General features: G+C 63.5%; 20 protein-coding genes, 2 tRNA genes and 2 pseudogenes. 8 read left to right on the top strand and 16 right to left on the bottom strand.

The features are described 5' to 3' along the window. Positions 1-269: 269 nt before the first annotated feature. Genes AC3WRI_RS09710 through AC3WRI_RS09690 form a run of 5 tightly spaced genes read right to left on the bottom strand, consistent with a single transcriptional unit; the run spans position 270 to position 5,581 of the window. Positions 270-716, bottom strand: coding sequence for a potassium channel family protein (locus AC3WRI_RS09710; protein WP_439670740.1), 447 nt, complete (start codon positions 714-716; stop codon positions 270-272). A gap of 11 nt (positions 717-727) precedes the next feature. Continuing rightward, on the bottom strand, positions 728-1,777 hold the full coding sequence (locus AC3WRI_RS09705; protein WP_010814283.1) for a DUF2955 domain-containing protein: 1,050 nt from the start codon (positions 1,775-1,777) through the stop codon (positions 728-730). Next, positions 1,767-2,894, bottom strand: coding sequence for an HlyD family secretion protein (locus tag AC3WRI_RS09700; protein ID WP_439670741.1), 1,128 nt, complete (start codon positions 2,892-2,894; stop codon positions 1,767-1,769). Before AC3WRI_RS09700 ends, AC3WRI_RS09705 begins: the two co-directional genes overlap by 11 nt. Positions 2,895-2,914: 20 nt before the next feature. Further along, positions 2,915-4,459, bottom strand: coding sequence for an efflux transporter outer membrane subunit (locus AC3WRI_RS09695; RefSeq protein ID WP_010814285.1), 1,545 nt, complete (start codon positions 4,457-4,459; stop codon positions 2,915-2,917). 18 nt (positions 4,460-4,477) lie between these two features. Continuing rightward, complete coding sequence (locus AC3WRI_RS09690) at positions 4,478-5,581, bottom strand: AI-2E family transporter (protein WP_010814286.1); 1,104 nt, start codon at positions 5,579-5,581, stop codon at positions 4,478-4,480. Between the two features lie 263 nt (positions 5,582-5,844). Here AC3WRI_RS09690 and AC3WRI_RS09685 point away from each other — a divergent pair, with 263 nt between their 5' ends. Then, complete coding sequence (locus tag AC3WRI_RS09685; RefSeq protein WP_439670742.1) at positions 5,845-6,165, top strand: hypothetical protein; 321 nt, start codon at positions 5,845-5,847, stop codon at positions 6,163-6,165. A 201-nt stretch (positions 6,166-6,366) separates the two neighbouring features. Here the strand turns inward: AC3WRI_RS09685 and AC3WRI_RS09680 are convergent, their stop codons facing one another. Beyond that, entirely contained in the window at positions 6,367-8,406 is a 2,040-nt protein-coding gene (locus AC3WRI_RS09680) for a 4-oxalomesaconate tautomerase (RefSeq protein ID WP_011615647.1), read from the bottom strand. A gap of 1 nt (position 8,407) precedes the next feature. Beyond that, positions 8,408-9,379: a Bug family tripartite tricarboxylate transporter substrate binding protein gene (locus AC3WRI_RS09675; protein WP_011615648.1), complete on the bottom strand. Its 972-nt coding sequence runs from the start codon at positions 9,377-9,379 to the stop codon at positions 8,408-8,410. Positions 9,380-9,523: 144 nt separating this feature from the next. On the opposite strand from AC3WRI_RS09675, the gene AC3WRI_RS09670 reads away from it, so the two are divergent. Then, positions 9,524-10,453, top strand: coding sequence for a LysR family transcriptional regulator (locus AC3WRI_RS09670; RefSeq protein WP_010814292.1), 930 nt, complete (start codon positions 9,524-9,526; stop codon positions 10,451-10,453). A gap of 75 nt (positions 10,454-10,528) precedes the next feature. Here AC3WRI_RS09670 and AC3WRI_RS09665 read toward each other — a convergent pair whose 3' ends face one another. From AC3WRI_RS09665 to AC3WRI_RS09650, 4 genes are all read right to left on the bottom strand, one after another. Further along, complete coding sequence (locus AC3WRI_RS09665; protein ID WP_492293268.1) at positions 10,529-11,875, bottom strand: class-II fumarase/aspartase family protein; 1,347 nt, start codon at positions 11,873-11,875, stop codon at positions 10,529-10,531. A 47-nt stretch (positions 11,876-11,922) separates the two neighbouring features. Next, positions 11,923-13,113, bottom strand: a complete 1,191-nt coding sequence (locus tag AC3WRI_RS09660) for a CaiB/BaiF CoA transferase family protein (RefSeq protein WP_011615650.1) — start codon at positions 13,111-13,113, stop codon at positions 11,923-11,925. 22 nt (positions 13,114-13,135) lie between these two features. Beyond that, positions 13,136-13,996 (bottom strand): HTD2 family dehydratase, encoded by an 861-nt coding sequence (locus tag AC3WRI_RS09655; RefSeq protein ID WP_037025170.1) that lies wholly within the window; start codon positions 13,994-13,996, stop codon positions 13,136-13,138. 137 nt (positions 13,997-14,133) lie between these two features. Further along, positions 14,134-15,207 (bottom strand): porin, encoded by a 1,074-nt coding sequence (locus tag AC3WRI_RS09650; RefSeq protein WP_010814296.1) that lies wholly within the window; start codon positions 15,205-15,207, stop codon positions 14,134-14,136. A 416-nt stretch (positions 15,208-15,623) separates the two neighbouring features. On the opposite strand from AC3WRI_RS09650, the pseudogene AC3WRI_RS09645 reads away from it, so the two are divergent. Further along, positions 15,624-15,950 (top strand): annotated as a pseudogene (locus tag AC3WRI_RS09645) (gamma-glutamyltransferase); the annotation flags it as partial. Positions 15,951-16,110: 160 nt separating this feature from the next. On the opposite strand, the gene AC3WRI_RS09640 reads toward AC3WRI_RS09645, so the two are convergent. Together AC3WRI_RS09640 and AC3WRI_RS09635 are read right to left on the bottom strand one after the other, a co-directional pair. Next, positions 16,111-16,187 (bottom strand) — tRNA-Arg (locus AC3WRI_RS09640). Between the two features lie 50 nt (positions 16,188-16,237). Continuing rightward, complete coding sequence (locus tag AC3WRI_RS09635; protein ID WP_011615652.1) at positions 16,238-17,497, bottom strand: GGDEF domain-containing protein; 1,260 nt, start codon at positions 17,495-17,497, stop codon at positions 16,238-16,240. 408 nt (positions 17,498-17,905) lie between these two features. Here AC3WRI_RS09635 and AC3WRI_RS09630 point away from each other — a divergent pair. Beyond that, positions 17,906-17,982, top strand: a tRNA-Pro gene (locus AC3WRI_RS09630). Between the two features lie 93 nt (positions 17,983-18,075). On the opposite strand, the gene AC3WRI_RS09625 is transcribed toward AC3WRI_RS09630, so the two are convergent. Both AC3WRI_RS09625 and AC3WRI_RS09620 read right to left on the bottom strand, forming a co-directional pair. Continuing rightward, on the bottom strand, positions 18,076-18,819 hold the full coding sequence (locus tag AC3WRI_RS09625) for a DNA polymerase III subunit epsilon (RefSeq protein ID WP_058697204.1): 744 nt from the start codon (positions 18,817-18,819) through the stop codon (positions 18,076-18,078). A gap of 177 nt (positions 18,820-18,996) precedes the next feature. Next, the gene (locus tag AC3WRI_RS09620) at positions 18,997-19,515 is read right to left on the bottom strand and encodes a hypothetical protein (RefSeq protein WP_010814300.1); all 519 of its coding nucleotides are present in this window, start codon (positions 19,513-19,515) and stop codon (positions 18,997-18,999) included. Between the two features lie 605 nt (positions 19,516-20,120). On the opposite strand from AC3WRI_RS09620, the gene infA reads away from it, so the two are divergent. The 3 genes from infA to AC3WRI_RS09605 all read left to right on the top strand — a co-directional run bounded on the left by infA (position 20,121) and on the right by AC3WRI_RS09605 (position 22,253). Beyond that, the gene (infA, locus tag AC3WRI_RS09615) at positions 20,121-20,342 is read left to right on the top strand and encodes a translation initiation factor IF-1 (protein ID WP_008641674.1); all 222 of its coding nucleotides are present in this window, start codon (positions 20,121-20,123) and stop codon (positions 20,340-20,342) included. Positions 20,343-20,586: 244 nt separating this feature from the next. Beyond that, positions 20,587-21,063: a SixA phosphatase family protein gene (locus AC3WRI_RS09610; RefSeq protein ID WP_010814302.1), complete on the top strand. Its 477-nt coding sequence runs from the start codon at positions 20,587-20,589 to the stop codon at positions 21,061-21,063. Between the two features lie 347 nt (positions 21,064-21,410). Continuing rightward, positions 21,411-22,253, top strand: coding sequence for a GNAT family N-acetyltransferase (locus AC3WRI_RS09605; RefSeq protein ID WP_011615654.1), 843 nt, complete (start codon positions 21,411-21,413; stop codon positions 22,251-22,253). Positions 22,254-22,310: 57 nt separating this feature from the next. Here the strand turns inward: AC3WRI_RS09605 and ppx are convergent, their stop codons facing one another. Beyond that, positions 22,311-23,843, bottom strand: coding sequence for an exopolyphosphatase (ppx, locus tag AC3WRI_RS09600; RefSeq protein WP_010814304.1), 1,533 nt, complete (start codon positions 23,841-23,843; stop codon positions 22,311-22,313). A 193-nt stretch (positions 23,844-24,036) separates the two neighbouring features. Here ppx and AC3WRI_RS09595 point away from each other — a divergent pair. Continuing rightward, positions 24,037-24,474, top strand: a pseudogene (locus tag AC3WRI_RS09595) (polyphosphate kinase 1); the annotation flags it as partial.

Here is a 24,474-nt window from a genome sequence, read left to right as displayed (position 1 = left end):
CCCCCCCCCCCCCCCCCCCCCCCCCCCCCCCCCCCCCCCCCCCCCCCCCCCCCGCTGCTTTGTGGCGCCCGCTATGCTTGCTCGCCGTGCAATCATCAGAGTCTCCCTGGATCGTTGAATGGCGAGTGCAGCCGGCCGAAGAGTCGCCCGCGGCGGGCCAGCTTTCGCAGAGATCGGGATGCATCGATTGCCCGACCCCGCCCGCGATTCGGCATCCGATATTAGAACCGTCCCAGTCCCGGCCCGGGCTGCGCCCGACGCCGCCATCCCTATGGCCCCTCGTCCTGCCGCCTGGCCGGGTTGCGCTTGATCACGTCCAGCACCGCCGCGGTCATCACTGCGGTGGAGACGCCGAACATCAGGATGCCGTTGGCCGCCTCGAGCGGCCCCAGCAAGCGCCGGGCTTCGGACATGACGATATCGCCGTAGCCCAGCGTGGCGAAGTTCACGCCCGAGTGATAGAGCGCGGTGGCGAAATCGCCGAACTCGCCCAACAGCATGAACAAGACGGCCCAGATCGCCATCTGCACGAAGTTGCCGAGCAACATCAGCACCATCACGACCGACAACAGCAGGATGTCCTGCCCGAGCGATTCGCGGCCTTGCCGGACATGCTTGAAGCGCACGTAGTAGCGCAGGCAGATAGCCACGAAGACCGCCTGCAGCAGCAGGCAGAGCAGCATTACGGGAAGGCCGATCAGCAGGTTGCTCAGCATGACCGGCCTCTTCAGCGGGCATGCCGTCGTGCGCCGCGCGGCTGGTCGAGCAGCTCGATCATCAGCCAGGCATACAGCGTGACGCCGACAAACAGGCCCATGCGCACGGCGAAGGCGGTATAGACATCCTTCCCGGCCGCGCTGTCCTGCACGGACTGGCCCAGCAGGATGATCAGCGTCACGAGAGTGTTCACCCAGAAGCCTGGCGGGTACCGCGACGGGCTGAGGCCATACAGCTTGCGCGCCGCCAGCAGGCCAAACAGCAGCATCCACAGGAAGTACATCCACAAATGCACGAACAGGCTGAGTGCGCACCAGAACAGGATGGCCAGCACGCCACCGAACAAGGTCGAGCCAAGCAGTTCGCGCCCGGCGCCGCGTGCCGTGGTGGTGCAGCTTTGCCGGCCGAGGCTGACCGCTTTCATGATGATCGGGATGTACGCGGCCGGGTCGTTCAGCGCCAGCAGGAAGGCCGGCATCACCACCAGCGCCGCACGCAGCGCAATCCAGGCGGCCTGGTCATCCGGCAAGGCCTTGGCCGCAGGCCGCGCCTGCGCGCCGGCCGGTTCGGGAAAGAGCCAGTGGCAAAGTGCCAGCACCACGACCGCGACGAGCAGCCCCTTGACCAGGGCACCGATGACCATGACCGCCAGCCCGAAATCGAAGGTGCCCGCCGCCGAGATCATGGTCAGGCCGATCACCAGGAAGGTGGAGACCAGGTTGTTGCCGCCGCGCAGTCCGTAGCGAAAGGCCAGGAACAGGCACAGGCCGATCATCAGCACGCCGCTGACGGGGTAGTAGCGCAGCATGGGGATCAGCAGCAGGCCAGTGCCGGTGGTCAACATCACGACCAGCACCAGGCCCAGCCCGGCCTTGGGCGACACCGGCTGGTTGACGCTGGCCAGCAGGAACACGCCGAGCACCGGCGCGAGCATGGGGATCGGCAGGCCCAGGCCGAAGCTGGCCGCCAGGCACAGCGCGGTGCCGCTCGCCACGCGCAGCGAACGCTGGGCGCGTGGATCGCGCGCGGGCATCGGCAGCACCGGGCTGTCAGTAGACATAGGAAAGCCAGCTCATCAGGTACAGGAATACACGGCCGAGCGGATTGAGCGGGTTGCCCTGGGTGGGAAACGCCATGACCTCGGCCTGCCCGCCCACGCGAATGCCGCGCATCGAGGCGAGTTCGCCCTGGGCAATCTCGACCACCACCGGGAAGCGTTGCGCCGGACGCAGCCAGTCTCGGCTGTTCTGCACCGTCGGCAAGCTGCCCGGCGGCGTGCTCGGGCCGACGTTGACGCCATAGCCGACACTGCGCACCCGGCCCTCAAAGATCCTGCCCGGCAGCGCATCCAGCACGATGGCAACCGGCGTGCCGGGCTCGACACGGCCCAGGTTGTTCTCGGTCATCTCCGCGCTGATCCACAGATCGTGGATCGCGATCAGCGTCATGACCGGGTTGCCGGCCGCGGCAAACTGGCCGGCATCGGTGCGCAGGTCGGTGACCAGCCCGGCGGCGCGCGCCCGCACCTGCGTATTGGCAAGATCCAGTTCGGCCTTTTCCAGGACAGTGGCGGCGCTGCGCAGCTTGGCGTTCTCTTCCTCGCTGCCCCCCTGCTGTTCGCGCGCACGCTGGACCTCGGCCTTGGCGGCGGCGACCTGGCTGACAGCCTGTTCGAGGCTGGCGCGCGCCACCTCCAGACGGCGCAGGGAAATGGTGCCGGGATCATCGCTGTACAGGCGCTCCAGGCGGTCCCTGTCCTGGCGCGCCTTGAGCTCGTTGGCGCGTGCTGCGCGCAGCGATGCCTGCGCCGATTCGATGCCCGCGGTGCTGGCGCCGATCTGCCGGCGTGTCGACTCCAGATCGGCGCGGGCGCGGTCCACGGCAATCTTGTAGTGCTGGGGATCCACCTCGAACAGGACAGTGCCTGCCGCGACGTCCTGGTTGTTGCGCACATGCACCTTGGTCACACGCCCGGACACTTCCGCCGCAACCGGCACCACGAAAGCCTGTACCCGCGCCTGCTGCGTGTACGGGGTCAACCGGTCGGCAAACAGGTACCAGGTCAGGCTGATGACGATCAGCAAGAGCACCCAGCGCACGCCCTTCCTTGCCGGGTCGGCGGCGGGCGGCGGTGCGCTGGGCGCTGGGGCTGCGGTGGGTTGCGGGGCATCGCTCATCGGCACTCGCTCAGGGAGATCTACCTCTGCTTCACTGGGAGGCTGGCACCGGCGGACGGCGGGCCCGGTTCATCCAGCAGGTTCCCCCAGTCGGTGCGTTGCTGCATCTGCTGACGGGTGGCCGGGTCCACCAGTGGCTGCTCGCTGTGCCAGCTGCCGCCGAGGGCCTTGTACAAGGCGATCAGGTTGCTGACGGCATTGCTGCGGTTGACCAGGTAGGCGTCCTGCTGGGTGGCCAGCGCACGCTGGGCATCCAGCACGCGCTGGAAGTCCGAGTAGCCTTCGCGGTAGAGCGCGTTGGCCAGCGTCAGCGAACGCCTGGCGGCCAGCGCGCTGTCGCGCAGGATCTGCTCGCGATCCAGCGCCTTGATCAGGGCACTGGCGGCATCGTCGGCCTCGCGCGCCGCCTGCCGCACGGCATCCTGGTAGGCGACGATCAGCTGCTGCAGGCGGGCGTCCTGCACGCGCACGGTGTTCTTGATGCGGCCGTAGTCGAACACGCTCCAGCGCAGGCTGGGGCCACCGATCAGGGCCAGGCTGTTGGGCGTGCCGGCCAGCGTGCTGGCGGACCAGACAATGCTGCCCAGCAACGTCAGCGACGGATAGAGATCGGCTTCGGCCACGCCGATCAGCGCCGATTGCGCGGCAATCTGCAGCTCGGCGGCGCGAATATCCGGACGGCGCAACAACAGGCTGGCAGGCACATCCTGCAGTACCGCGCGATCGATCAGTGGAATCACCCCTTCCTTGCCCACCAGTTCCGGCAGCTCCGGCAACGGGCCTGGCGGGCGGCCCATCAGCACCGCCAGGGCATTGCGGGTGCGCATGATCTGGCTTTCAAATTCAGGAATGCTGCTCAGGGTGCCCAGGTACTGCGTCTTCGCTTGCTGCAGGTCGAGCTCGTCGGTCTCGCCACTCTTGAACAGCCGCTCGGTGATCTCAAGGCTGCGCTTTTGCAGCGCTGCGTTGTCGCGGGCGATGCGCAGCCGTGCCTCGGCCGTGCGCAGCGCAAAGTAGGTCTCAGCCACCTGGGCGCGCAGCAGCACCAGCACATCGTCGCGGTTGGCTCGGGCGGCAAAATAGACAGCATCGGCAGATTCGATGGCGCGGCTGAAGCGGCCCCAGAAATCGAGTTCCCAGCCGATGTCGAAGCCCGCGCTGTATTGCCAGAAGCGGCTGTTCTGCGGGTTCAGGCCGCCGGCCTGCCGGCGGTCCGTGTACAGGGCATCGGCACTGGCCTGCTGCAGTTGCGGGAAGCGCCCGCTCTGGGCAATGCCCAGTTGGGCGCGCGCTTCCATCACGCGCAGGCCGGCAATCCGCAGGCTGGCATTGTGCGCGTCGGCTTCGGCGACCAGGCGTTCGAGCGTCGGGTCGGCAAAGACCTGCCACCACTCGCGGATGTCGGGCTGGGCCCGCTGCTCGGTCGCCTGCTCAAGCGCCGGGCTGTGCCACTGCTGCGTCCAGGGCGCATGCTGCGGCTGGAAATCCGGCCCCAGGCGCGCGCAGCCGCCAAGGCAACAGGCGCAGGCCAGCAATGCGCGCAGCGGATGATTCCAGCGCGACATGCGTGACCCCGGACCACTTCAGGTCTGTTGCTGGTTGCCGGGATCCGCTTGCGGCGGCGGGTCTTCCACCCATTGCCAGAACAGCTGATACCCGACCGCAAGCACCACCGGACCGATAAACAGGCCGATCACGCCGCCTGTCACCATGCCGCCCAGGGCACCGATCAATACCACCGGCATCGGCACATCGACGCCGCGCCCGAGCAGCAGTGGCTTGAGCACGTTGTCGGCCAGTCCCGCCACGAAGACATAGATGGCGAAGACGATAGTGGCAACGCTGGCACCTTCCGTGGCAAAGACATAGATGATCACCGGCACCGTGATCAGCGTTGCCGGCAACTGCGCGATGCCCAGCAGCAGCACGGCCATGGCCAGCACGCCCGCGGCAGGAACCCCCTTGATCACAAAACCTATGCCGATCAGCAGCATCTGGATGAAGGCGATGCCGACCACGCCCTGCGCCACAGCACGGATGGTCGCGGTGCATAGCGTGGCGATGCGCTGGCCCCGCTCCAGGCCGAAAATGCGCGAGGCAATCTGCACGGTGCTGCGGTTGCCGGCCTCGCCGTAGGCCATGAAGATGCCCCCGATAATCAGCGCGAAGACGAAGATCAGCAGCCCCTTGCCGATGCCGGCGGCTGCGGCCAGCACGGCCAGGCTGATTTCCTTGATCTGAGGCGCCAGCGTCTGCACCACGCTGGCCAGGTCCGAGGCGGCTTGCAGCCAGAGGTCATACAGGCGCTGGCCAACCAGCGGCCAGCTGGCGACCGACTCATGCGGTGGCGGAATATGAATGCCTTCGCTCTTGACGATGGCGATCGCATTCTCCATCGAGTCGATCATGGCGGCGCCCAGCAGGTAGGCTGGCAGCGCAATGATGGCGATGGCGGCCAGCACGATCAGCGTGGCGGCGCGGCCGTCCTTGTTGCCCAGCCTGCGCCTGAGCCTGACCTGGAGCGGGTAGATGGTCACCGCCAGGATCACGGACCAGACAATGAGATCGAGGAAGGGGCGGAATATCCGGAAGCAGAAGATTGCCAGCACCGCGATCAGCCCGGCACGGATCAGCACATCGAGTAGTCCGCGGGACAGCGCTCTCTCTGAAGTGGGCGTGGGCAACATCGCTTGTCTCCCTGCAGATCACCGCAAAGGTACCGGATCGGCGGCCTCACCGCCGCGCATTCGCCAAGCCAGGTTAAGTACCGGTCTCTTGGGCAGGTGAAATCCAGTCTAGACGAGTGGCCGCGCCGGGACAACCTCAAAACGTATGCCAATCGCTACATTGGCCGACTAGTATTGGGGGAGTTGCAGCACGCCGACCCGCCCGGTCCGGTTCGTCCTGCAGTCGCCGCGGAGGACCTATTGCCAGATCGCCGACCTCAGCCTTGGCCGTCATTTCGATGCTGCTTCTGCTTGCCGCCTGCGCCTCCCGGCCAGTCAATCCGACGATCGCGCACGCGGACCAGGGTGCCGGCTATCGCTTCTTCACGCGCCCCCAGTATTCGGCGGACAACGAAAACCTGGTCATCCTCGCCTTCTCAGGGGGCGGTACGCGCGCGGCGGCATTGCCCATATTGCGACGATCGAGTCAGTGCAAGGCCCCGCCACGTAATGCGGGGAGCCTGGCCGGAAATCCCTTCATCAACTCTTGCAGGTCTGCCGAAATCATTGCCGACTTCCTTCGAGCCGACACGGAACCCGGCTGATATGCAGTTGCAAGACTGTAGGCAGTCCTTGGCCGGCTCATCACAGCGATGGTCGAGCATTTCGAGCATGGCGGCCGTCCATAACCGGTTCTGTTGTCCCAAAGTATCTCCGTTTTCGCAGGCAGGCGAACCCCAACAATCGAGCGTGCGCCGGTTGCAGGCACCACATCGGTTACCGACCGCTACCTCTTACGAGGTAATTTAGCAGGGCTCCAGAAACTGTTGCACTGGGTCACCGTCGATCGACGACGGCGCAAGACCCGACACCCTAACAATGCGCTGCCAGCGCTCTAGTTCAGTCTCCACCCGTCTTGCGAGAAGTTCGGAACCGCCCGGCTCGGGGGCTGCGCCGTAGCTCTCGAAGCCCTCTTTGACCTCTGGATCCCGTAGGACTGCAGCCAAGGCGCCATTGAGCTGCTCCACCATCGTGGCAGCAGTTCCCGCCGGGGCAAACAGACCATACCACTGAGTCAATTCCATGCCCCTCACGCCCAACTCCGCAAGCGTCGGTACTTCTGGCAGCACTGGCAGACGTTTGGGTCCGGCGACTGCCAGTGCTCGCAACTGACCGGCACCCACCGGCCGATACGCTGTCAGCAGGCTCGCGAACATAACCTGTGTCCGTCCATCAATGGTCGACGCGATGGCAGGCGCTGCGCCCTCGAAGGTAGTACTGCGCATCGAAGTGCCAGTGGCCAGTTGGAAAAGCTCTGCGGCAAAGTGCGGCGGTGTACCGTCCCCTGCGGACGCGTAGCGAAACCTTCCAGGCTCGCGCTTCATGTGGGCGACCAGCGTACCCAGGTCAAGCGGCGTCTGCATTGGATTCGCCACCAACAATATCGGTGACGATCCTATAAGCCCGACCGGAGAAAAAGACGAAACCGGATCATACCCAACAGGTTGCAGGGCCGGATTCATTGAATGAGTTCCAATATAGCCGAGCAAGAGCGTCTGACCATCGGGTACTGCCCGCGCCACGTACTCGCAGGCGATGCCGCCGTTGGCACCGGGACGGTTATCGATGATGACGTCATGCCCCAGCAGTCGCCCAAGCCTGGGACCAATAAGATGCGCCACAAGATCGTTGCCGCCTCCGGCACGGGTTGGTACGATGATCCGCAATGAATGCCGAGCCGAGGCCTGCTTTACTCGGCTGCCTTCCGGCCGCGAGAAGACATATTCGGGCAGATGGAGCTGACCTTCTATGATCTTGCGTGCCGTTCGAACGAGAGCCGCTCTTGTTACAGTAGCCGCATCGCCCTCCCCCTCCAATTCCACCTCCACTTCGATCCGTCCCGCTGGGTGCAAGACGACAAGTGCGTGGCGGCCGGGCAATCGGGTCAATTGGCTAGCAACCGTCCCAGGTAAGGCGAATGCGCTGGCAACGCCGATGGCGCCGGTGACTGCATGCGACGCATGACATTTGCGGGGCGTAAAGTAGCGCGACGTAATGCTTTCCGGCGAATCGCCGGGGCTGACCAGGACTGGCTTTGGAATAACGCTGTCCGAGACGTCGCCCAGCCCCATCAACTGCCCAGCCTGCAAGCGCAGCGCTTCCAGACGCGCAAGCAGTATCGGATCATTGTCGAGCGTGGCCGGCGCCTCGCGTCCACTGACACCGAGGTCGCGTGCCCGGACGAGCATCAATGGCATCGCCGCATCGATACAAGTCACTTCGATGCCGTCAATCAGGTCAACGCGGTTGCCCGTCGGAAAGACCTTTCCGGTCACTGCGCCCCACGCATCGACGAAATCGAGCAAGATTGGTGACCCAGTGCCCGCAACGCCATCGATTCGAGTGTCGCCGTCATAGGTGACCCGCCCGTTAGGCGTGCGGACCGTCACATCGATTCGCGACCCTGTATTGACGTTGTGAACGCGCACGCGGGTTGAGCCGAGTTGGGCTGCAACCAGGCCTTGCTCGATCGCAAAGGGTGCGACTCCGGAAAGCATATTGCCGCAGTTGGGCCGGGTGTCCACCGAGGAGTTACCCACTCCTACCTGTACGAACAGGTAGTCAAGGTCACAGCCGGGTTGCGTGGATCGCGAAACAATCGCCACCTTGCTGTTCAGCGTGCTACCGCCGCCCACCCCGTCCAGTTGAAGCGGGTCGGAGGCACCGATGGCACCGATCAACGCCTGGTCGCGAGCCTCTACGCTTTCGGGCAGCCACTCCCGCAGAAAGAACGGCCCGCGCGAGGTGCCGGCTCGCATCAGCACGCAAGGTATTGTCTTGCTCATCTCAGTCCGCCTTCAGTTTTGCCGCCTGAACTACTTTCTTCCACTTGACCTGTTCCTCCTGAATAAATGTTCGCATCTGGGCCGTGGACATGGTCGTAACCTCTGCGCCTTGTCCCTCCAAACGCTGGACAACGGCTTTATCCTTCAACGCCTGGTTTAATGCCTTGTTCAATGCTTCTACAACGGGGGCTGGTGTGTTCGCGGGGGCGAAGATGGCATACCACTGGGAGACATCAACGTCGTCGATCCCTTGTTCCTTCAGCGTGGGCAACTCTGGCATCAGCGAAGAGCGCTTGCTGCCTGCAATCCCGACCGCCTTCAGCTTGCCGTTCTTCAACTGGGGCATGGCGGTGAAAAGGCTCGGAAACATCACTTGTGTCTGCCCGGCAACTGTGTCGTTAATCGCCGGAGCTGACCCCTTATACGGCACATGAAGCATCTCGGTGCCGGTCGAGAGTTTGAACATCTCCGCGGCAAAATGCGGAGCGGTTCCATTGCCCGCCGACGCGTAACTGATCTTTCCTGGCGTTGCTTTGAGTAGCGTCACGACTCCCTTGGCATCGTTGGCCTTCAGGTTTGGATTGACGACCATCACGGTTGCCGAAGAACCCACCATGCCGACGGGCACAAAATCCTTAACGGGATCGTACCGAAGCTTCTGCAGCGCAGGGTTCATGGCATGTGTCGCCACGTAGCCGAGTAGCAACGTGTAGCCGTCCGGTGGGGCACGCATGACAAACTCACTGGCAATCGCGCCGTTCGCCCCCGCTTTGTTGTCGACCACGATTGTCTGATTGAGAATGGTCGACATTGCCTGGCCAACTACCCGCGCCATGGCGTCATTAGCGCCTCCCGCTGCGGTGGGCACTACCAGTGAAATTCTCTTGTCAGGGAACGCACCAAAGGCGCTGACGCTGCCAAGTGATACCGCGATCGCAATGCTGCAAAGTAAAAGTCGCTTCGATGATTGCATCTGTCTGCTCCGTATGATGTGGTTTTTTGGTCGGCCTACTGGAGCCGTCTGGTCATGTTCGTGGTTTCCCTTCTTTTAGTGAATTGAATTTTTAGGATCAATTGATGCACAATGCGCATCAGTGATGACGCTCGGGAAAGTGCAATGACCATCAACTTCAACCTCAATGATTTGCAGGCGTTTCGTGCCGTTGCCGAACTGAATAGCTTCCGCAAGGCGGCTACCTCCCTGAACGTCTCACAGCCGGCCTTTAGCCGTCGCATAGACAAGCTTGAAGAGGCCTTGGGAGTGCGCTTACTCGACCGCACCACCCGCCGGGTTAGCCTTACGACCGTCGGCCGGGATTTCGACCGAAAGGTAAAGGAGATACTTGACGAACTGGATCAGGCACTGCTGGGCATACGCGGAGTGACAACGACGCGGATGGGGGAAGTGACTATTGCTTGCGTACCGTCGACGGTTTATTACTTCTTGCCGCAAGTCATCTCGCGTTACCACGCGCAGTATCCGAAGATTCGGGTAAAGATTCTGGATGCCAGCGCAAACGAGGTACTGTCAGCGGTGTCGCGCAGTGAAGCAGATTTCGGGATCGATTTCGTGGGAGGCCAAGAGCCAGACATTGAATTCAGGCCCTTGCTGGAGGAACGGTTCGTTGCGGCCTGCCGTCGCGATCATCCACTCGCGGAGCGACGGCAAGTGACCTGGGCAGACCTCGCCGAATATGACTACATCTCGGTCAGCAAAGCTTCCGGCAACCGGCTGCTCCTCGATCAGGCGCTTTCGAACGTGTCACGATTGCCGCAGAGTATCTACGAGACGCAGCACGTCACCACGACCTTGGGCTTGGTCGAAGCCGGGCTTGGCATCGCAGCGGTGCCATCCATCGCCATGCCAGGTCCAGATCATCCGCTTCTAGTTAGTGTCCCACTAACCGACCCGGTCGTGACGCGCAAAATTGGGTTAATACGCCGCAAGAGCCGATCCTTAACACCTGCCGCGCAGCAGCTCTATGACTTCCTTTGCGAAACACGACCAAGACGTGGCGCGCCCGCCGGCAAACGGCGTGGCAAATAATCGCCCCGCGGACCGACCTTGGCGCGCCGACGGCTCACGGACGGCAGGCCGGCATGCTCTTCTTGGCAGTGCGTCTTAGCGCCGGCTAGCCAGTACCCTGTCGACCATTACGCCGGCTTGGCCAAGATTGTTGCGTGGATCGCACATGGCGTCGAGTTGTGCGCGTGACACGTGGCTGCTTACTTCCGGATGTGCCGCGAGGATGTCGATCAAGGGTCGGTTGTTGGCAATGGCCTCGCGGCAAAGGTCATAGACCAGATCGTGCGCATACTCGCGCCCAATATATGGACCCAGGCCCATCATCACCGCCTCAGACATAACCAGCCCGTTTGTCATGTCGATATTCGCGCGCATGCGAGCCGCGTCCACTTCCAAGCCCTGCAACACGAACTTCGCCTGCTTCAGGGCACCGGAAATCAGGCAAAAGATCTCCGGTAGGGATACCCATTCGATCTCCCACGGGCCTGTTGAACGCTCGTGATCAGCCACCATCGCATCCATCAGGGCCGCCGCGTGCTGCCGTGCAACCGAGATGTTGGCGTGGATGTACAGGCACGAAATCGGGTTGCGCTTCTGCGGCATGGTCGATGAAGAGCCGCGCCCCGGCGCAAAGGGTTCGAACACCTCGGCAACTTCGGTCTGCATCATGAGCTTCACGTCCATGGCGATCTTGCCGAGCGAGCCGCCGACGAGTCCGAGAAACGCGCCCACTTCGGCAATCGTATCGCGCACCGTGTGCCAGGAGATCAGTGGCTGCGCCAGCCCAAGTTCCTTCATCAACGCAGCCTGTGTTTCCATGGCTCCCGTCTGCAACGAGGAAAGCGTACCGGATGCGCCGCCGAACTCACCCATTAGCACTCGCGGCTTCAACTGCCGCAGCCGCTCGCGGTGGCGCTCGATGCCGGCAAGGATGCTGGCCATCTTGTAGCCGAACGTAATAGGGGTGGCCTGCTGCAGGTTGGACCGACCGATCACCGGCGTGTCGCGGTACTGCTTCGCCAGCGTCGCAAGCGCGTCAGCGATGTCCTCGAGATCCGACTCGATCAGTGCCAGGCCCTCGCGCATCTGCAATACCGCCGCTGTGTCGGTAATGTCCTGGGTGGTGGCGCCCCAATGGCAGAATTCGCCAAGCCCATCCCGGCAGTTCGCGTTGATCTGGTTGACCACCGCGATAATCGGATATCCGATCTGTTCGGTCTTTGCCTTGAGCTTAACCCAGTCAATTTGGGAAAGTTCGCAATTCTTGACGATCTCGTCGGCCGCTTCCTGCGGGATGATGCCAAGCTCACCTTGCACTTTTGCCAATGCTCGCTCGATGTCCAGGTATTTAGCCGTGCGGTTTTCATCGGACCACACTTCGCGCATGCGCGCGTCGCTAAACATGTCGCCAAAAATGCGGGAATCAATGATGGTGGAAGCCATAGGTTACGTCTCCGTTAGGTCACATGTATGGTGCGCTAGGCCAGGCGTTACACAACGCTATCAGCGCGCATCACGGCGATTTCGTCGGAGGCGTATCCAAGCTCCGCGAGAATTGTGTCGGTGTGCTGACCAAGTGCCGGTATCGGATCCATACGCGGCCCTTCGTTCCAGGTTCCTGGGGGCAAGAGAGCCGGCAGCATGCCCTTGGGCGAGTCGACTTCAGTCCAGCGGCCGCGCGCCTTGAGTTGAGCATGCTCCCACACCCCCTGCATGTCATTGACACTGGCATTCGCGATCTGGGCCAACTCCAATCGCTGCACCACTTGGGCACCGGTTAGAGGCAAAAAGGCATCTACGATGATCTGCCTCAGTGCAGTGCGCTCGGCCACGCGTCTCGAGTTTGAGCTAAAGCGGGGATCTTCGATCAGTTCGGGCCGCTGGAGCACTGTGTTGCAGAAGTTTGCCCATTCCCGCTCGTTCTGCAACCCCAACATTACTGTCGCCCCATCGCCAGCCGGAAACGGTCCATAGGGGTAGATTGTGGCGTGGCTTGCGCCCGTGCGCTGCGGCGGCTGTGCCCCATCAAAAGCGTAGTAGAGAGGGTAACTATTCCATTCCGCCAGCGCCTCTAGCATGGAGATGTCAATACGTTGCCCTCGGCCCGTCTGATTGCGTTGTAACAGAGCGGCGAGAATGTTTGTGTAGGCATACATGCCGGCGGCGATATCGGCAATGGAAGGCCCAGCCTTGCAAGGCACGTCAGGCGTCCCCGTCACGGACAGAAATCCGGCTTCGCTCTGAACGAGAAGGTCATAGGCCTTCTTGTCGCGGTATGGTCCAGGATTCTTCGGGTTGTCGCCATAGCCCGAAATATCACACACAATGATTTGGGGCTTTACGGCGGAAAGCGTTTCGTAGCCCAGACCAAGCCTTGCTGCGGCGCCTGGTGCGAGGTTCTGAACCACCACGTCCGCCTTTTCCTCAATCAGACGCTGTAATACGCCAGCCGCGGCCGGGTGCTTGACATCGAGCGTCAGGCTTTCCTTCGAGCGGTTTGTCCAGACGAAATGCGAGGCCAGGCCACGGACCCGCTCATCGTAACCACGGGCGAAATCGCCGACCCCAGGCCGCTCGATCTTAATAACTCGTGCACCCAGATCGGCAAGCTGCCGTGTGGCAAAAGGCGCCGCAATCGCGTGTTCAAATGTGACAACCGTGATGTCTTTGAGGGGTTGCATCAGGATCTTCCGTAAAGCGAAATCAGCGAAGGACTGCCGTGGCGTCCATGGTCAGCCAGCCCTCGTGGTCGGATGCCCACAAGCGAACTGTTTTGCCGTCAGACTGCGGTTGACCGCTGACCCGGAAGGGATGCAGGTCGAAGGTCGGGCGCACCGCACGGAATCGAAAGCTGGCGACCTCTGCCTGGGGCAATTCACGCCGCAGCAGATCCAGTAGCAACGTAGCGATCAGCGGGCCGTGGACAATCAAGCCGGGGTAGCCTTCGACCTCTGTCACGTAGCGACGGTCATAGTGGATGCGATGCCCATTGAAAGTCAGGGCCGAATAGCGGAACAGCAAGACGTCGTCCGGAACAATTTGGCGCTGCCAAGCCGCTTCCGCGGGCGCCGCTTGGGGCATGACAGGCGCCTCGCCCGACTGCTGTGCCTCTCGGTAAACGATGTCGTGAAACTCCACTAACGCCGGTTCCGCAGTACCGATGGCGCGGATCTCATGACGCACTCTTACAAATACTAACTTTCCGGTCCGCCCCTCCTTGCTTGTAACATCGTCGATGACGGAGGTGCGCTGGATCTTGTCGCCCACCCGAAGTGGATGGCGAAACTCGAATTGGCCGCCTGCCCACATGCGGCGGGGCAATGGCACAGGGGGTAGAAAGCCGCCGCGCTTGGCATGGCCATCGTGCCCAATTTCGCTTTGACGATGCATGGGTAAGAAATAAAGCCAATGCCACAGTGGCGGCAATGGAGTGCCTGCTGTCTGCGCTGCTGCGGGGTAATCCAACGTCGCACGCAGCGCTGCGATCGGCGCGGCAGTGACTGTGTCCTCCCACTGCTCGCTGCGTCCAATCCACGTCCTGGGGTCAACTGCCTGTTCGTCCACTGCTGGCTCCTTGCATTTGTGCTAGCCCGAATGCCGTTCACGCGCGGGACCAGCGGAGTTAGATCAATTCGAAGAATAGTTGGGCACATTGAAGCGCCGACGCACCAGTTAGCCGCCTGGCAGAACAATGGACCGCTCTAGAAGCGATGTCGCAAGCCGATGCCACCGCCGACTTTGCTGCCTTTCACTCCCATGAAGGTGGGCAGCGCATAGGCACCGTTGATGCGATTGAAATCAATTTCGGCGTAAATGTCAGTGCGCTTTGAAAGGTTGTAGTCCGCGACGCCGGTCACCATAATGCGGCTGCCGGAGGCATTGCGCTGGCGGTCGTAGTGCGACGCAACGGATAGCGTGAGAGCAGAGGTAGCCGCCACAGCGAAGCCGCCACTGAATACATCGTTTCGCGTCGGGCTCACATCGAATCGATTGTTTAGATAGCCGAAGGTTAGCTTGACTATCCCCCATTGATAGTTGCCACCCACGCCCCAGACTTTTCTCGACTCGGGCGTGGTTAGCGCGTTGGCCTGCTGCCAGAAGCCACCGACGTCCACCGGTCCCTGCTTATAGCCGAGAGTTGCGCCGTAACTAGAGCTCGGCTTCATATGACCCGACACTTCGCCAAAGGTGTAATACGCTCCTGCAGATAGCGCTCCCCATTGTCCGACGTATTTCGCCATGTTGTCTTGGCGCGGTCCCGTATAGCCGTTAAAGATGGTGACTGCGTCCAGATTGGGGTGACCGTTAGGCTGAAAGCGGGCGGTCGCATCGTAGCCGGTGGTGAATTGCCGGCCGAACGTTAGCCTACCGAAGCGCTCGTGGTTCAATCCGACCCATGCCTGCCTTCCAAACAAACGCCCCTGACCGCCGGTACTCTGCTGTCCATAGTTTGCCGTTGTGGTGCCTTGCTGCGATACGCCGGTCGAGGGATCAAAGCCACTCTCCAAATTGAAGATGGCGGACAATCCGCCTCCGAGCGCCTCGTTGCCCCGCATGCCCCAGCGTGAGCCGTTGAAATAGCCGTCGGTTAACGCAGCCAACTTATTGTCGCCCTGGTTATTGTTTGAGTAGCGAATGGTGGTATCGATGATGCCGTACAGGCTTACTCCGGACGAACTCTGTGCCTGAACAGTAGTAGTGATCGCAATTCCAAGGACCGCCCCGGCCGCCAACTTCCCGTTTAACCGACTTTTCCGTTCTTGTTCGATGCCCATCCTATCTCCCCATTTCGGCTTATTGTCGTCACCTCCCCCTGCCCCGCGAACGGGAAAGGCGAATTGATGCCAGTTTGCAGAGACAACTTGCAGAGGGGAATTGCAATGTTTCGATGAATTGATGCATTCCTCGCATCAAAACAGGAGGGATTGCTGCCACGTAGACGGCGCGAGAAGTTGCCGCCATTAATGGGCTGAAATGCGCGCAAGGCGGGCGAGACGTGGCTAACAGTCACGACGGCCTCACATAAGCCTTTCGACGCACCCCCGGCGGTTTCCATCCAATCTCCGATTGCCAATCCGCATGTTTGGCATGCGTCGCCGACCGGCCAAAGGGCGGGTCACGTCGGGGCACTCGAAAACCTTCGCAAACGGGATGGGTCCTTTTGCGAGAGCTTCCCTGCAACACCGCCCCTATCGCACAGACCGCCGCCCCGCGCTATGCGCCCGTCATTGCAGATCCGGCCGTCTTGGCGCCGGCCACCACCGCGACAGCACAGGCCGCCAGCGCCGCCTACGAATTCGACATGGACGTGGACGTGTTCCACCCGGTGGTGGCGCGCAACGGCATGGTGGCGACGGAGCAGGAACCGGCCACGCGGATCGGCCTGGACATCCTGAAGGCTGGCGGCAACGCGGTGGACGCGGCGGTGGCGGTGGGCTTCGCGCACGCGGTAGCCCTACCCAATGCCGGCAATATCGGCGGAGGGGGCTTCATGGTGGTCCACGACGCGAAGAGAGGTCCGCCACGCTGGCGGCGTCGCGCAGCCGATAAAGTCGGCCACTGACCGTTCTGAGCTCCATGGCACTCGCATCGAAGGCCAGAATTGCCCGCAGATTGCCCACTGACGTGGGGCGCGCTTCGGCCTGCGCGGGCGACACCCCGCAAACCCTTGATTTCACTGGCGCGTCCTAGAGGATTCGAACCTCTGACCGCTCGCTTAGAAGGCGAGTGCTCTATCCAACTGAGCTAAGGACGCGAAGGCGGCATTCTACCGCAGCACCGCTGCGCAGTGACAAGCGGCGCAGGTCAGGATGCGGCGCGCGGCTGTCCGCGCGTGATGTAGTGGCCATCGGCCGCGCCGCCATCGGTGCCCGCCTCGCTGCCTGCCGGATGCAGGGACACGCAGTTGCGCCCTTTCAGCTTGGCGTCGTATAGCGCACGGTCGGCACGGCGCATCAACGCATCGGCGCCTTCGCCCGGCTGCCGCGCCGCCAGGCCGATGCTGACGGTATAGGCGATCGGATCGGGCTCGGACGGGCATGGCGTGGCGCGCACCGCCGTGGCCAGCCGCAGGCAGGCCAGCCGGCCCTGCTCCAGCGCCGTATCCGGCATCAGGATGGCAAATTCCTCGCCGCCCAGGCGCCCCGCCACCTCGAGCTGGCCAAAATTCTTGCGCAGCTGCCCGGCGAAATGCCGCAGCACGCTGTCGCCCGCCAGGTGGCCGTAGACATCATTGATTGCCTTGAAGTGATCGAGGTCGACAAAGGCCACCGTCAGGGGCTTGCGCTGCCGCTCGGCGCGCAGGCAGGCTGCCTCCAGCTCTTCCCAGAACGCGCCGCGCAGCAGCACATCGGTCAGGTCGTCATGGCGCGCGCGCCGCTCCAGCATACGCCGCAGCCGGTCGTGTGCCATCAGCGCAAAGCTGACCGACACGCCCACCAGTGCAAAGATATTGAGCATGGCGAGCTCGCCGTCCCACGGCATCGGCCGCGGCCAGGCGCCGCCCTGCATGACTGCCGCCAGCGGCAGCGCCACGGTCCATGCGTTGATGGCCGCCGCGGCGATGACGATCAATACCAGCGACAACGCTGCCAGCCGGCCGGTGCCGCGCGTGGCCGGCACCGACGGCCACGCGCTGCGGGCCAGGTCCAGCAGCAGTGCGATGTGGCACATCGTCAGCAGCGGTGCCATCTCCGGCATCAGCGGCGGCACGGCAAGATATTGAGGCGCCAGGTCGTGCCAGGCCACCGCCGCCGCGGCTGCCAGGTTCAGCGCCAGCAACGGCGCGGCGCGGCCGGGCCGGCCCGCGAAATGCCGCGCGCCCACTGCCATGACCGAGAGCGCCGCCAGCAGTGCCAGGTCGCTCGATTCCAGTACCAGCCACAGCGGGCGCAGTTCCTGCACCGCTGCCAGGGCCGCTGCCATTGCGGCCAGCACGCTTCCCAGCGCCCACGACGTCAGGCCGCTGCGATCCATGCCCGCCGAGCGGCGCAACACCACGCAAACCACAGCCATCTGCAGGGCGAACAACCCCGCGATGAGCACAACTATGTGCGACTGAAACATCTTCATTCCCGTCCAAGGCGACAAGCGGTGCGCCGCATGGCGCCGCTGTTACCTGCTCTTTACCGGTCCTGTGTCGGACCGTTGTTATCAAAGCCGCATACCCGGTTTCAGAACGCCTGGCGCCGCCGGCCGGCAGACGCAAACACGTCGAGGCGCCCGCCGCGGGCGGGAGCGCCGTTATTGTTGTGGTGATCAGGTCAGTCCGGAAGGAATAGGCAAACCGGGCGTTCCCAAAAGCACGCCGGTCGGACTGGTGCGGTGTGCGGATTATCCCAGCGCGCAAACCCAAGTCAAGCCAAAGCGTCCCCGCCAGAAGGGGGAGCAGGCCGGCAAGGCTGAGTGCGCCAGAGCGGGCATCATCACATTAGATTGACCGCGATCGCGGGGCCCGGCTACAATGGCCGGCTTCGGAGCGTAGCGCAGCCTGGTAGCGCATCTGATTTGGGATCAGAGGGTCGTAGGTTCGAATCCTATCGCTCCGACCAGAAATACCCAGTGGAAACAACGGCCTGGATCGAAAGATCCAGGCCGTTTTTCTTTTCAGCCAAGCGGCCTCCAAGCGCCGGACAGGTCTGTTCTCACCACTGCAGCAAGTCCGGCCAGATCAGCGCCCCCGCGAACAGCACCAGCATCACCGCGACGATGACCAGCCCCCGGCTTGGGCCAGCATGGCTGGTCTCAACCTTTGGCATCCATGACTGGCCGGCGTCGGCCGGGACCGCAGGTGACGGCGGCGGCGCCGATGGCACAGGCACGCTGATCGCAATACGCGGCACGAAGTCGGACTCGGCCAGCAGGAAGCCCATGGGCGTGGCTTGGTCGGCTGCACCCATGTGCTGAAACAGCAACCTGGACAGCGCCAGGCAATCATCCAGCGCAACCTGCGGCCGGGGCCGGAAGATGCGCAGGTGCTCGCACAGCGTATCGAGCTTGTGGTTGGGGGCGTGGAAGTACTGGGACCAGCGGACCTGGCGCACCGAGCAGCGCCAGCGCTTGTGCTGGATGTCGGGAAGCACTTTTCCCAGCATCCGCGCGTGGAATTCGGCGCCGTGGGCGACCAGCACATCCGCGTCGTCGACGATGGCGCGGATGGCATCGACGTCAAAGCGCCGCCCGCGCAGCATCTCCGCGGTCAACCCGTGCGTGCCGGTGGCAGCTTCACCGATCGGCACGGTGGGCTCCTGCGAACCGTAATAGTCAGTGATCTCCCGCAACAGCGTGCCAGCCCGCGGCGCCACTTCGACAAGCAACAGGCCGATGCTGACAGGCTCGTCCGCTGGCGTGAGCCCGGTGGTTTCGGTACTGACGATTGCAACCCGCATGGGCTCGGTACTCCGGTGTAGCCGCCCGCGGGCATGGTTGGCGGCGGCCGCTCTGATCGTTTGCCTCTAGGTTAGTGCGAGCGCGTTAAACGTCATATCAACCAGATGGGCTAGCTGAAAGAGCGCCAGCCGGGAGGATGCCGGCTGCTACCCCCTCCCCCATCTCCATCTCCTGGTTCAGGCAGGCTGCTGCCCCGTTTCGCCACGCCGTCTCTCGAGATTGCAATAGACGTCGGCCGCCACCAACCCGAAGAGCGCGTGGGCGAACAGGCTTTCCCAGCCGCGGGCCTCGTCGAACCAGTTGAAGTAGGTCCCCAGCAGATAGAAATTGACCAGGTAGACCACCACGCCAAACACGATCCCGACCACCGAGGCCAGCCACAGACTGGAATCGAAGCGGAATGACGACAGAATCATCGCCAGCACCGCCGCCAGGATGATCGACAGCGCGAAGTGCACCGTCCCCGCCGAAAGCACGACTGTCCAGTTGAAGGCATCAGCAGACAGGGCTTCACGTCCGAGGATGATGGCCGCGACCATCTTCACGGTGCCCCAGGCGCCCTGGTACAGCAGGAAGCGCGCCGTGAGCAGTTCCAGCACCATGTAGACCGCGCCGGCAATCAGCCCCGCCACCACGGCGGCCCGCCAGTCCGGCCGGCAGCGAACGTAGCGGTGCGATTCCAGATGGAGTTCCATGGCAGTCTCCTTGCGAGATCCGGCCCGGCAAGGCCGTACGAGTTAGTTCTAGCTCATATGGGGCAAATACCAAGCCGGCCAGACCACAAGACGCGCCCTTCAAGGCACATGAATTGCCGACTTTGGCGGCACGGTGCAACCGCCGCGGCCGGCCATCTGCCGCAACGTGCCGGCCATGCTGCAACTGCGTACGTGATACAATGTCAAAGTAGCCCCCGGGGTGTCCGTGCATCCCTGTAACCGGGCGTTCTCACCAGCGCGCTCTTCGCGAGCGAACAGCAGCCGCCGGCGCGGGCCTTCCGCGACGACACCAAACTGGCGAACCACCGGGTACAACCTGCCCGCCTGCTCCGCAAAGCACACGGCCTCCCCGGCCGTCAGCGGCCAGGCCGTCGCCCAAGCCATCCGCGCCCGTTGGGCGATACCGCTGACAGGACCGGGCATCAGGCGCCGCAGTCCGCGTGAGCTTGCCCCGAACAACCCAAGGCGCGCTTCGCCGCAATCGGCGAAACATGCCGCGGTTCCGCGCCGTACCGGGCGAACCGAACAGGATTTTTAAAATCGCAACCACGCAGCCTTCACGGGCTGCCGAAAAGGAAGACAGATTGGCTAAGGAAGAACTCATTGAATTTGGCGGCGTGGTGTCGGAAGCCCTGCCTGACAACCGCTATCGGGTCACGCTGGAAAACGGCGTCGAAATCTGGGCATACGCTTCGGGCAAGATGCAGAAGCACCGCATCCGCATCCTGGCCGGCGACCGTGTCACCCTGGAAATGTCGCCCTATGACCTGACCAAGGGACGCATCAACTTCCGCCACAAGTCCTGAGTTTCTGCACGGCCCCGGCGATACCGCATGCGCGGCTGTCGCCCGCGCCGCGGCCGTTGTGCGCCGACGCGCTGTCACGCCGCTGACACCGCGCCTGGACGCACTTGCGGGCTGCCCGACAGGCAGCCTGCTTCCGTTTACGCGCCGCGTGCAGCCTGGCCTGCGCACCGGCGCGGGCCAGCTGGCGCTTGCACCGGTCGGGCCGCTTCACCATACTCGAAGCTCGCTCATTGCCCCGTCCGACATGAACCTGATCCTGTGGCGCCACGCCGAAGCCGAAGACCTCCCCGACGCGCTCAGCCTGAGCCGCCATGCCGACCTGCAGCGGCCACTGACACGCCGCGGCCGCAAGCAGGCGGAGGTATCCGCCAAATGGCTGCGCGCGCATCTGCCGGCCGACACCCGCGTCCTTTGCAGCCCTGCGCTGCGCACCCGCGAAACGGCGGCCGCGCTGTCTGCCGAGGCGGAGATCAGTGACGCCCTTGCGCCCGGCGCCGACGTCAGCGCAGTGCTTGCAGCAGTCGAGTGGCCGGAACGCCCCGAGCACGTGGTGGTAGTCGGGCACCAGCCCTGGATCGGCCGCGTCGCCAGCCTGCTGCTGGCCGGCTCGGAAATGAACTGGAGCGTGCGCAAGAGCGGCATCTGGTGGCTGACCGGCCGCACCCGCGAAAGCGAGGCGCAGACCGTGCTGCGCGCCGTCATCAACCCCGAATTCCTCTGAGCCCCGCCCCACCCCGCATGCCAGGTGCCGCCTGACGGCACCTGGCCCATTTTGTCCCGCCAAAATCAGAAATAGCTGATGGCGGGCGGAATCTCCCCTAAGTAGAGTGGCCTTGGCGCCTCTTCCGGTGCCGATAGCAGGTGTCACGGAGATTCCCCATGAATGGCCCGGCCGATCGTTATATTGACGTCGAGGATCGCGACTCACACCCTGACCCATCGCCCGAAAGCGCCCGACCGTCCGCCCTGGCAGGTGACGTCACGGAACCGTCATCCCCGGGTCACGGCAATGTCACCCACTCTCACTACATTGCATCGCAACAGTTTCGTCACCAAAAGGACATACTGATGCGAGATCTGCCGACGCCCACCCAGCCGCTTTTCGACTCTCTGCCCAATGGCCTTGGTGGCCAGACGGCGCGGAGCCGTCTTCATCGCCAATCAGATACACCGGCACATGAATCGCCTGTTCTCAGCGTGGCGTGGGCGCGCCACCAGGACGAAGTAGTCGAAGCCCAGCGCCTGCGCTACAAGGTCTTTGCCGAGGAAATGGGCGCGCGCCTGACCTCTTCGGTGCCGGAGCTGGACATCGACATGTTCGATGCCTACTGCGACCACCTGATCGTGCGCGACATGGCCACGCTGCGCGTGGTGGGCACCTACCGCGTGCTGCCGCCGCACCAGGCCAAGCGCCTGGGCTGCCTGTACGCGGAATCTGAATTCGACCTGGTACGCCTGGGCCACCTGCGCCCCAAGATGCTGGAACTGGGCCGCTCCTGTGTGCACCGCGACTACCGTTCGGGCAGCGTCATCATGGCGCTGTGGGGCGGCCTGGGCGAGTACCTGCAGCGTTGGGGCATCGAATCGATGCTCGGCTGCGCCAGCGTGCCGATGAACGACGGCGGCCACTACGCGGCCAGCCTGCACCGGCTGTTCAGCGAGCGCTCGCTGGCGCCAATCGAATACCACGCCTTCCCGCGCGTGCCGCTGCCGGTCGAGGACCTGAACCAGCAGCTGGACGTCGAGCCGCCCGCGCTGATCAAGGGCTACCTGCGCCTGGGCGCAAAGATCTGCGGCCAGCCGGCCTGGGATCCGGACTTCAACGTGGCGGACTTCCTGACGCTGCTGCGCGTGAACGACATGAACCCGCGCTACGCCCGCCACTTCCTCGGCCTGAACAACGCCGCCTGAGCGGCGCCAGCTGCCTGTCAGCGGCCGCCGCCCCGGCGGCCGCCCTCCGCACTGCGCTCAGTCATAGATGACCTTGTAGCGCTTGCCGATCCGCTGCCATTCATCAGCCTCCTGCGCCAGGCTGTATTCGATCAGCGGATTGGCCTCGATCCACGCCTTCGGCAAGCGCACGGTGAAGCCTTCGTCCAGCGCCTCGGCCAACTGGCTCACGCGGATATCGGGCAAGGCCACATCCGAGCGGCGGCGGCACAGCACAAAGGCCAGGCGCAGGCTGAACAGCATGCGCCAGTCGACGAACCTGCCGCTGCCCGACAGCTTGCCGAGCTTGCCCGCATGGCCCAGCAGCAGCGTCGCCAGCCGCGCCTGGTCGGTCTTGGAAAAGCCCGGCATATCGGCATGGGTGGCGATATAGGCCGAATGCTTGTGGTAGCCGCTGTGCGAGATCGACATGCCGGTCTCATGCAGGCTGGCGGCCCAGCCCAGCAGCGCCAGGTTGTCCTCGCGCCGTTCGTTGGCCGGCTCCGGGAACTGTGACAGCAGCGTCTGCGCGGCACGGCGCACGCGGCCGGACTGGGCCCGGTCCACGCCATAGCGGCGCATGAACTGGTCCACCGTGACGGTGCGCATGTCCTCGTGGTGGCTGCGTCCGAGCAGGTCGTACAGCACACCTAGCCGCAGCGCGCCGTCGGTGACATCCATGCGCTCGATATCGAGTTCGGCAAACACGCCCAGCATGATCGACAAGCCGCCCGGCAGCACCGGGATGCGGTCCGCCTTGAGGCCGGTCAGCTTGACGCGGTTGGTGTTCTCGGCCTTGATCAGCGCGCGCTTGAGGCGCTCCAGCCCTTCGCGCGTGATACCGTGCTCGGCGGTGCTGTCGTTCATGCCATTGAGTTCGATCAGCTCGGCCAGCGCGCGCGCCGTGCCCGACGAGCCGACCGCCTGCTCCCAGCCCGTGGCCCGGTACTGGCGCACCAGCACCTGGATCTCGCGGCGCGCGGCCAGCTCGGCCTGCTTCATCGCGTATTCATCGACGTTGCCGCTGGGGAAGAACTGGCGGCTGTGCGACACGCAGCCGATATACAGGCTTTCCATCAGCTTGGACTGGTAGCCGTTGCCGATGATGAACTCGGTCGAGCCGCCGCCGATATCGACCACCAGGCGGTTGCCCTGGCAGGCCGGGGCGTCGTGCGAGGCCCCGAGGTAGATCAGCCGCGCTTCCTCGCGCCCGGCGATCACTTCGATCGGGAAGCCCAGCGCGCTTTCGGCCTCGATCAGGAACTCGGACGCGTTCTTGGCCACGCGCAATGTGTTGGTGGCAACGGCGCGCACCTGGTTGGGCGCGAACTCGCGCAGCCGGTCGCCGAAGCGCCGCAGCGCATCGATACCGCGGCGCCGCGCGGGCTGGTCCAGGTATTTGTCGGGCGTCAGGCCGGCGGCCAGGCGGACCGGCTCGCGCAGCGCGTCAACCTGGAAGATCTGGCTGGCCGGGCCATTGGCCGTGGGGGTCTCGTCCACCCGCCCGATCATCAGGCGGAAGCTGTTCGAACCCATATCGACGGCAGCCAGCAGGCGTGGGGTGTTATTCATCGTGTGCTAGGAGGGCTGGTTCGCGTTGGCGTTGCGTGGCGCGGCAGGTGCGCTCTGGTGCCTTGGCCTGCCGGCGTTCGCGCCCGGGAAAAATATGTCCTGATCATGTCTGCATCATGACAAAATCAAACTGTCATAAAAGTGACACGTTTTTATGAAAAAGTCGCCACATTACCAAAAGAAGGTCATGCTCATGTCGACGACTCCGTCCAGTACGCTGCTCAACCGCGAACTGGGCATCCTGGAATTCAATGCCCGCGTGCTGGCGCAAGCGGCGGACCCGAAGGTCCCGCTGCTGGAGCGGCTGAAATTCATCTGCATCGTGTCCAGCAACCTGGACGAGTTCTTTGAAATCCGCATGGCGGGCCTGAAGGAACAGATGCGCGACAACGCTTCGGGGCTGACGCCGGACGGCCTGTCATTCCAGCAGACCTACCAGCTCGTCACCGAGCGCACGCAACGGCTTGTGGCTTCGCAGTATGACATGCTGCAGAACACCATTTTTCCACTACTTGAAAAAGAGGGGGTCTTTTTCCACCTGACCACCACCTGGACCGACGCCCAGCGCGAATGGGCGCGCGAGTTCTTCCAGCGCGAACTGGGGCCGGTGCTGACCCCGATTGCACTGGAT

The sequence above is a fragment of the Cupriavidus sp. FW305-27 genome (genome assembly GCF_058787995.1).
This window is presented reverse-complemented; position numbering and strand designations above follow the sequence as displayed.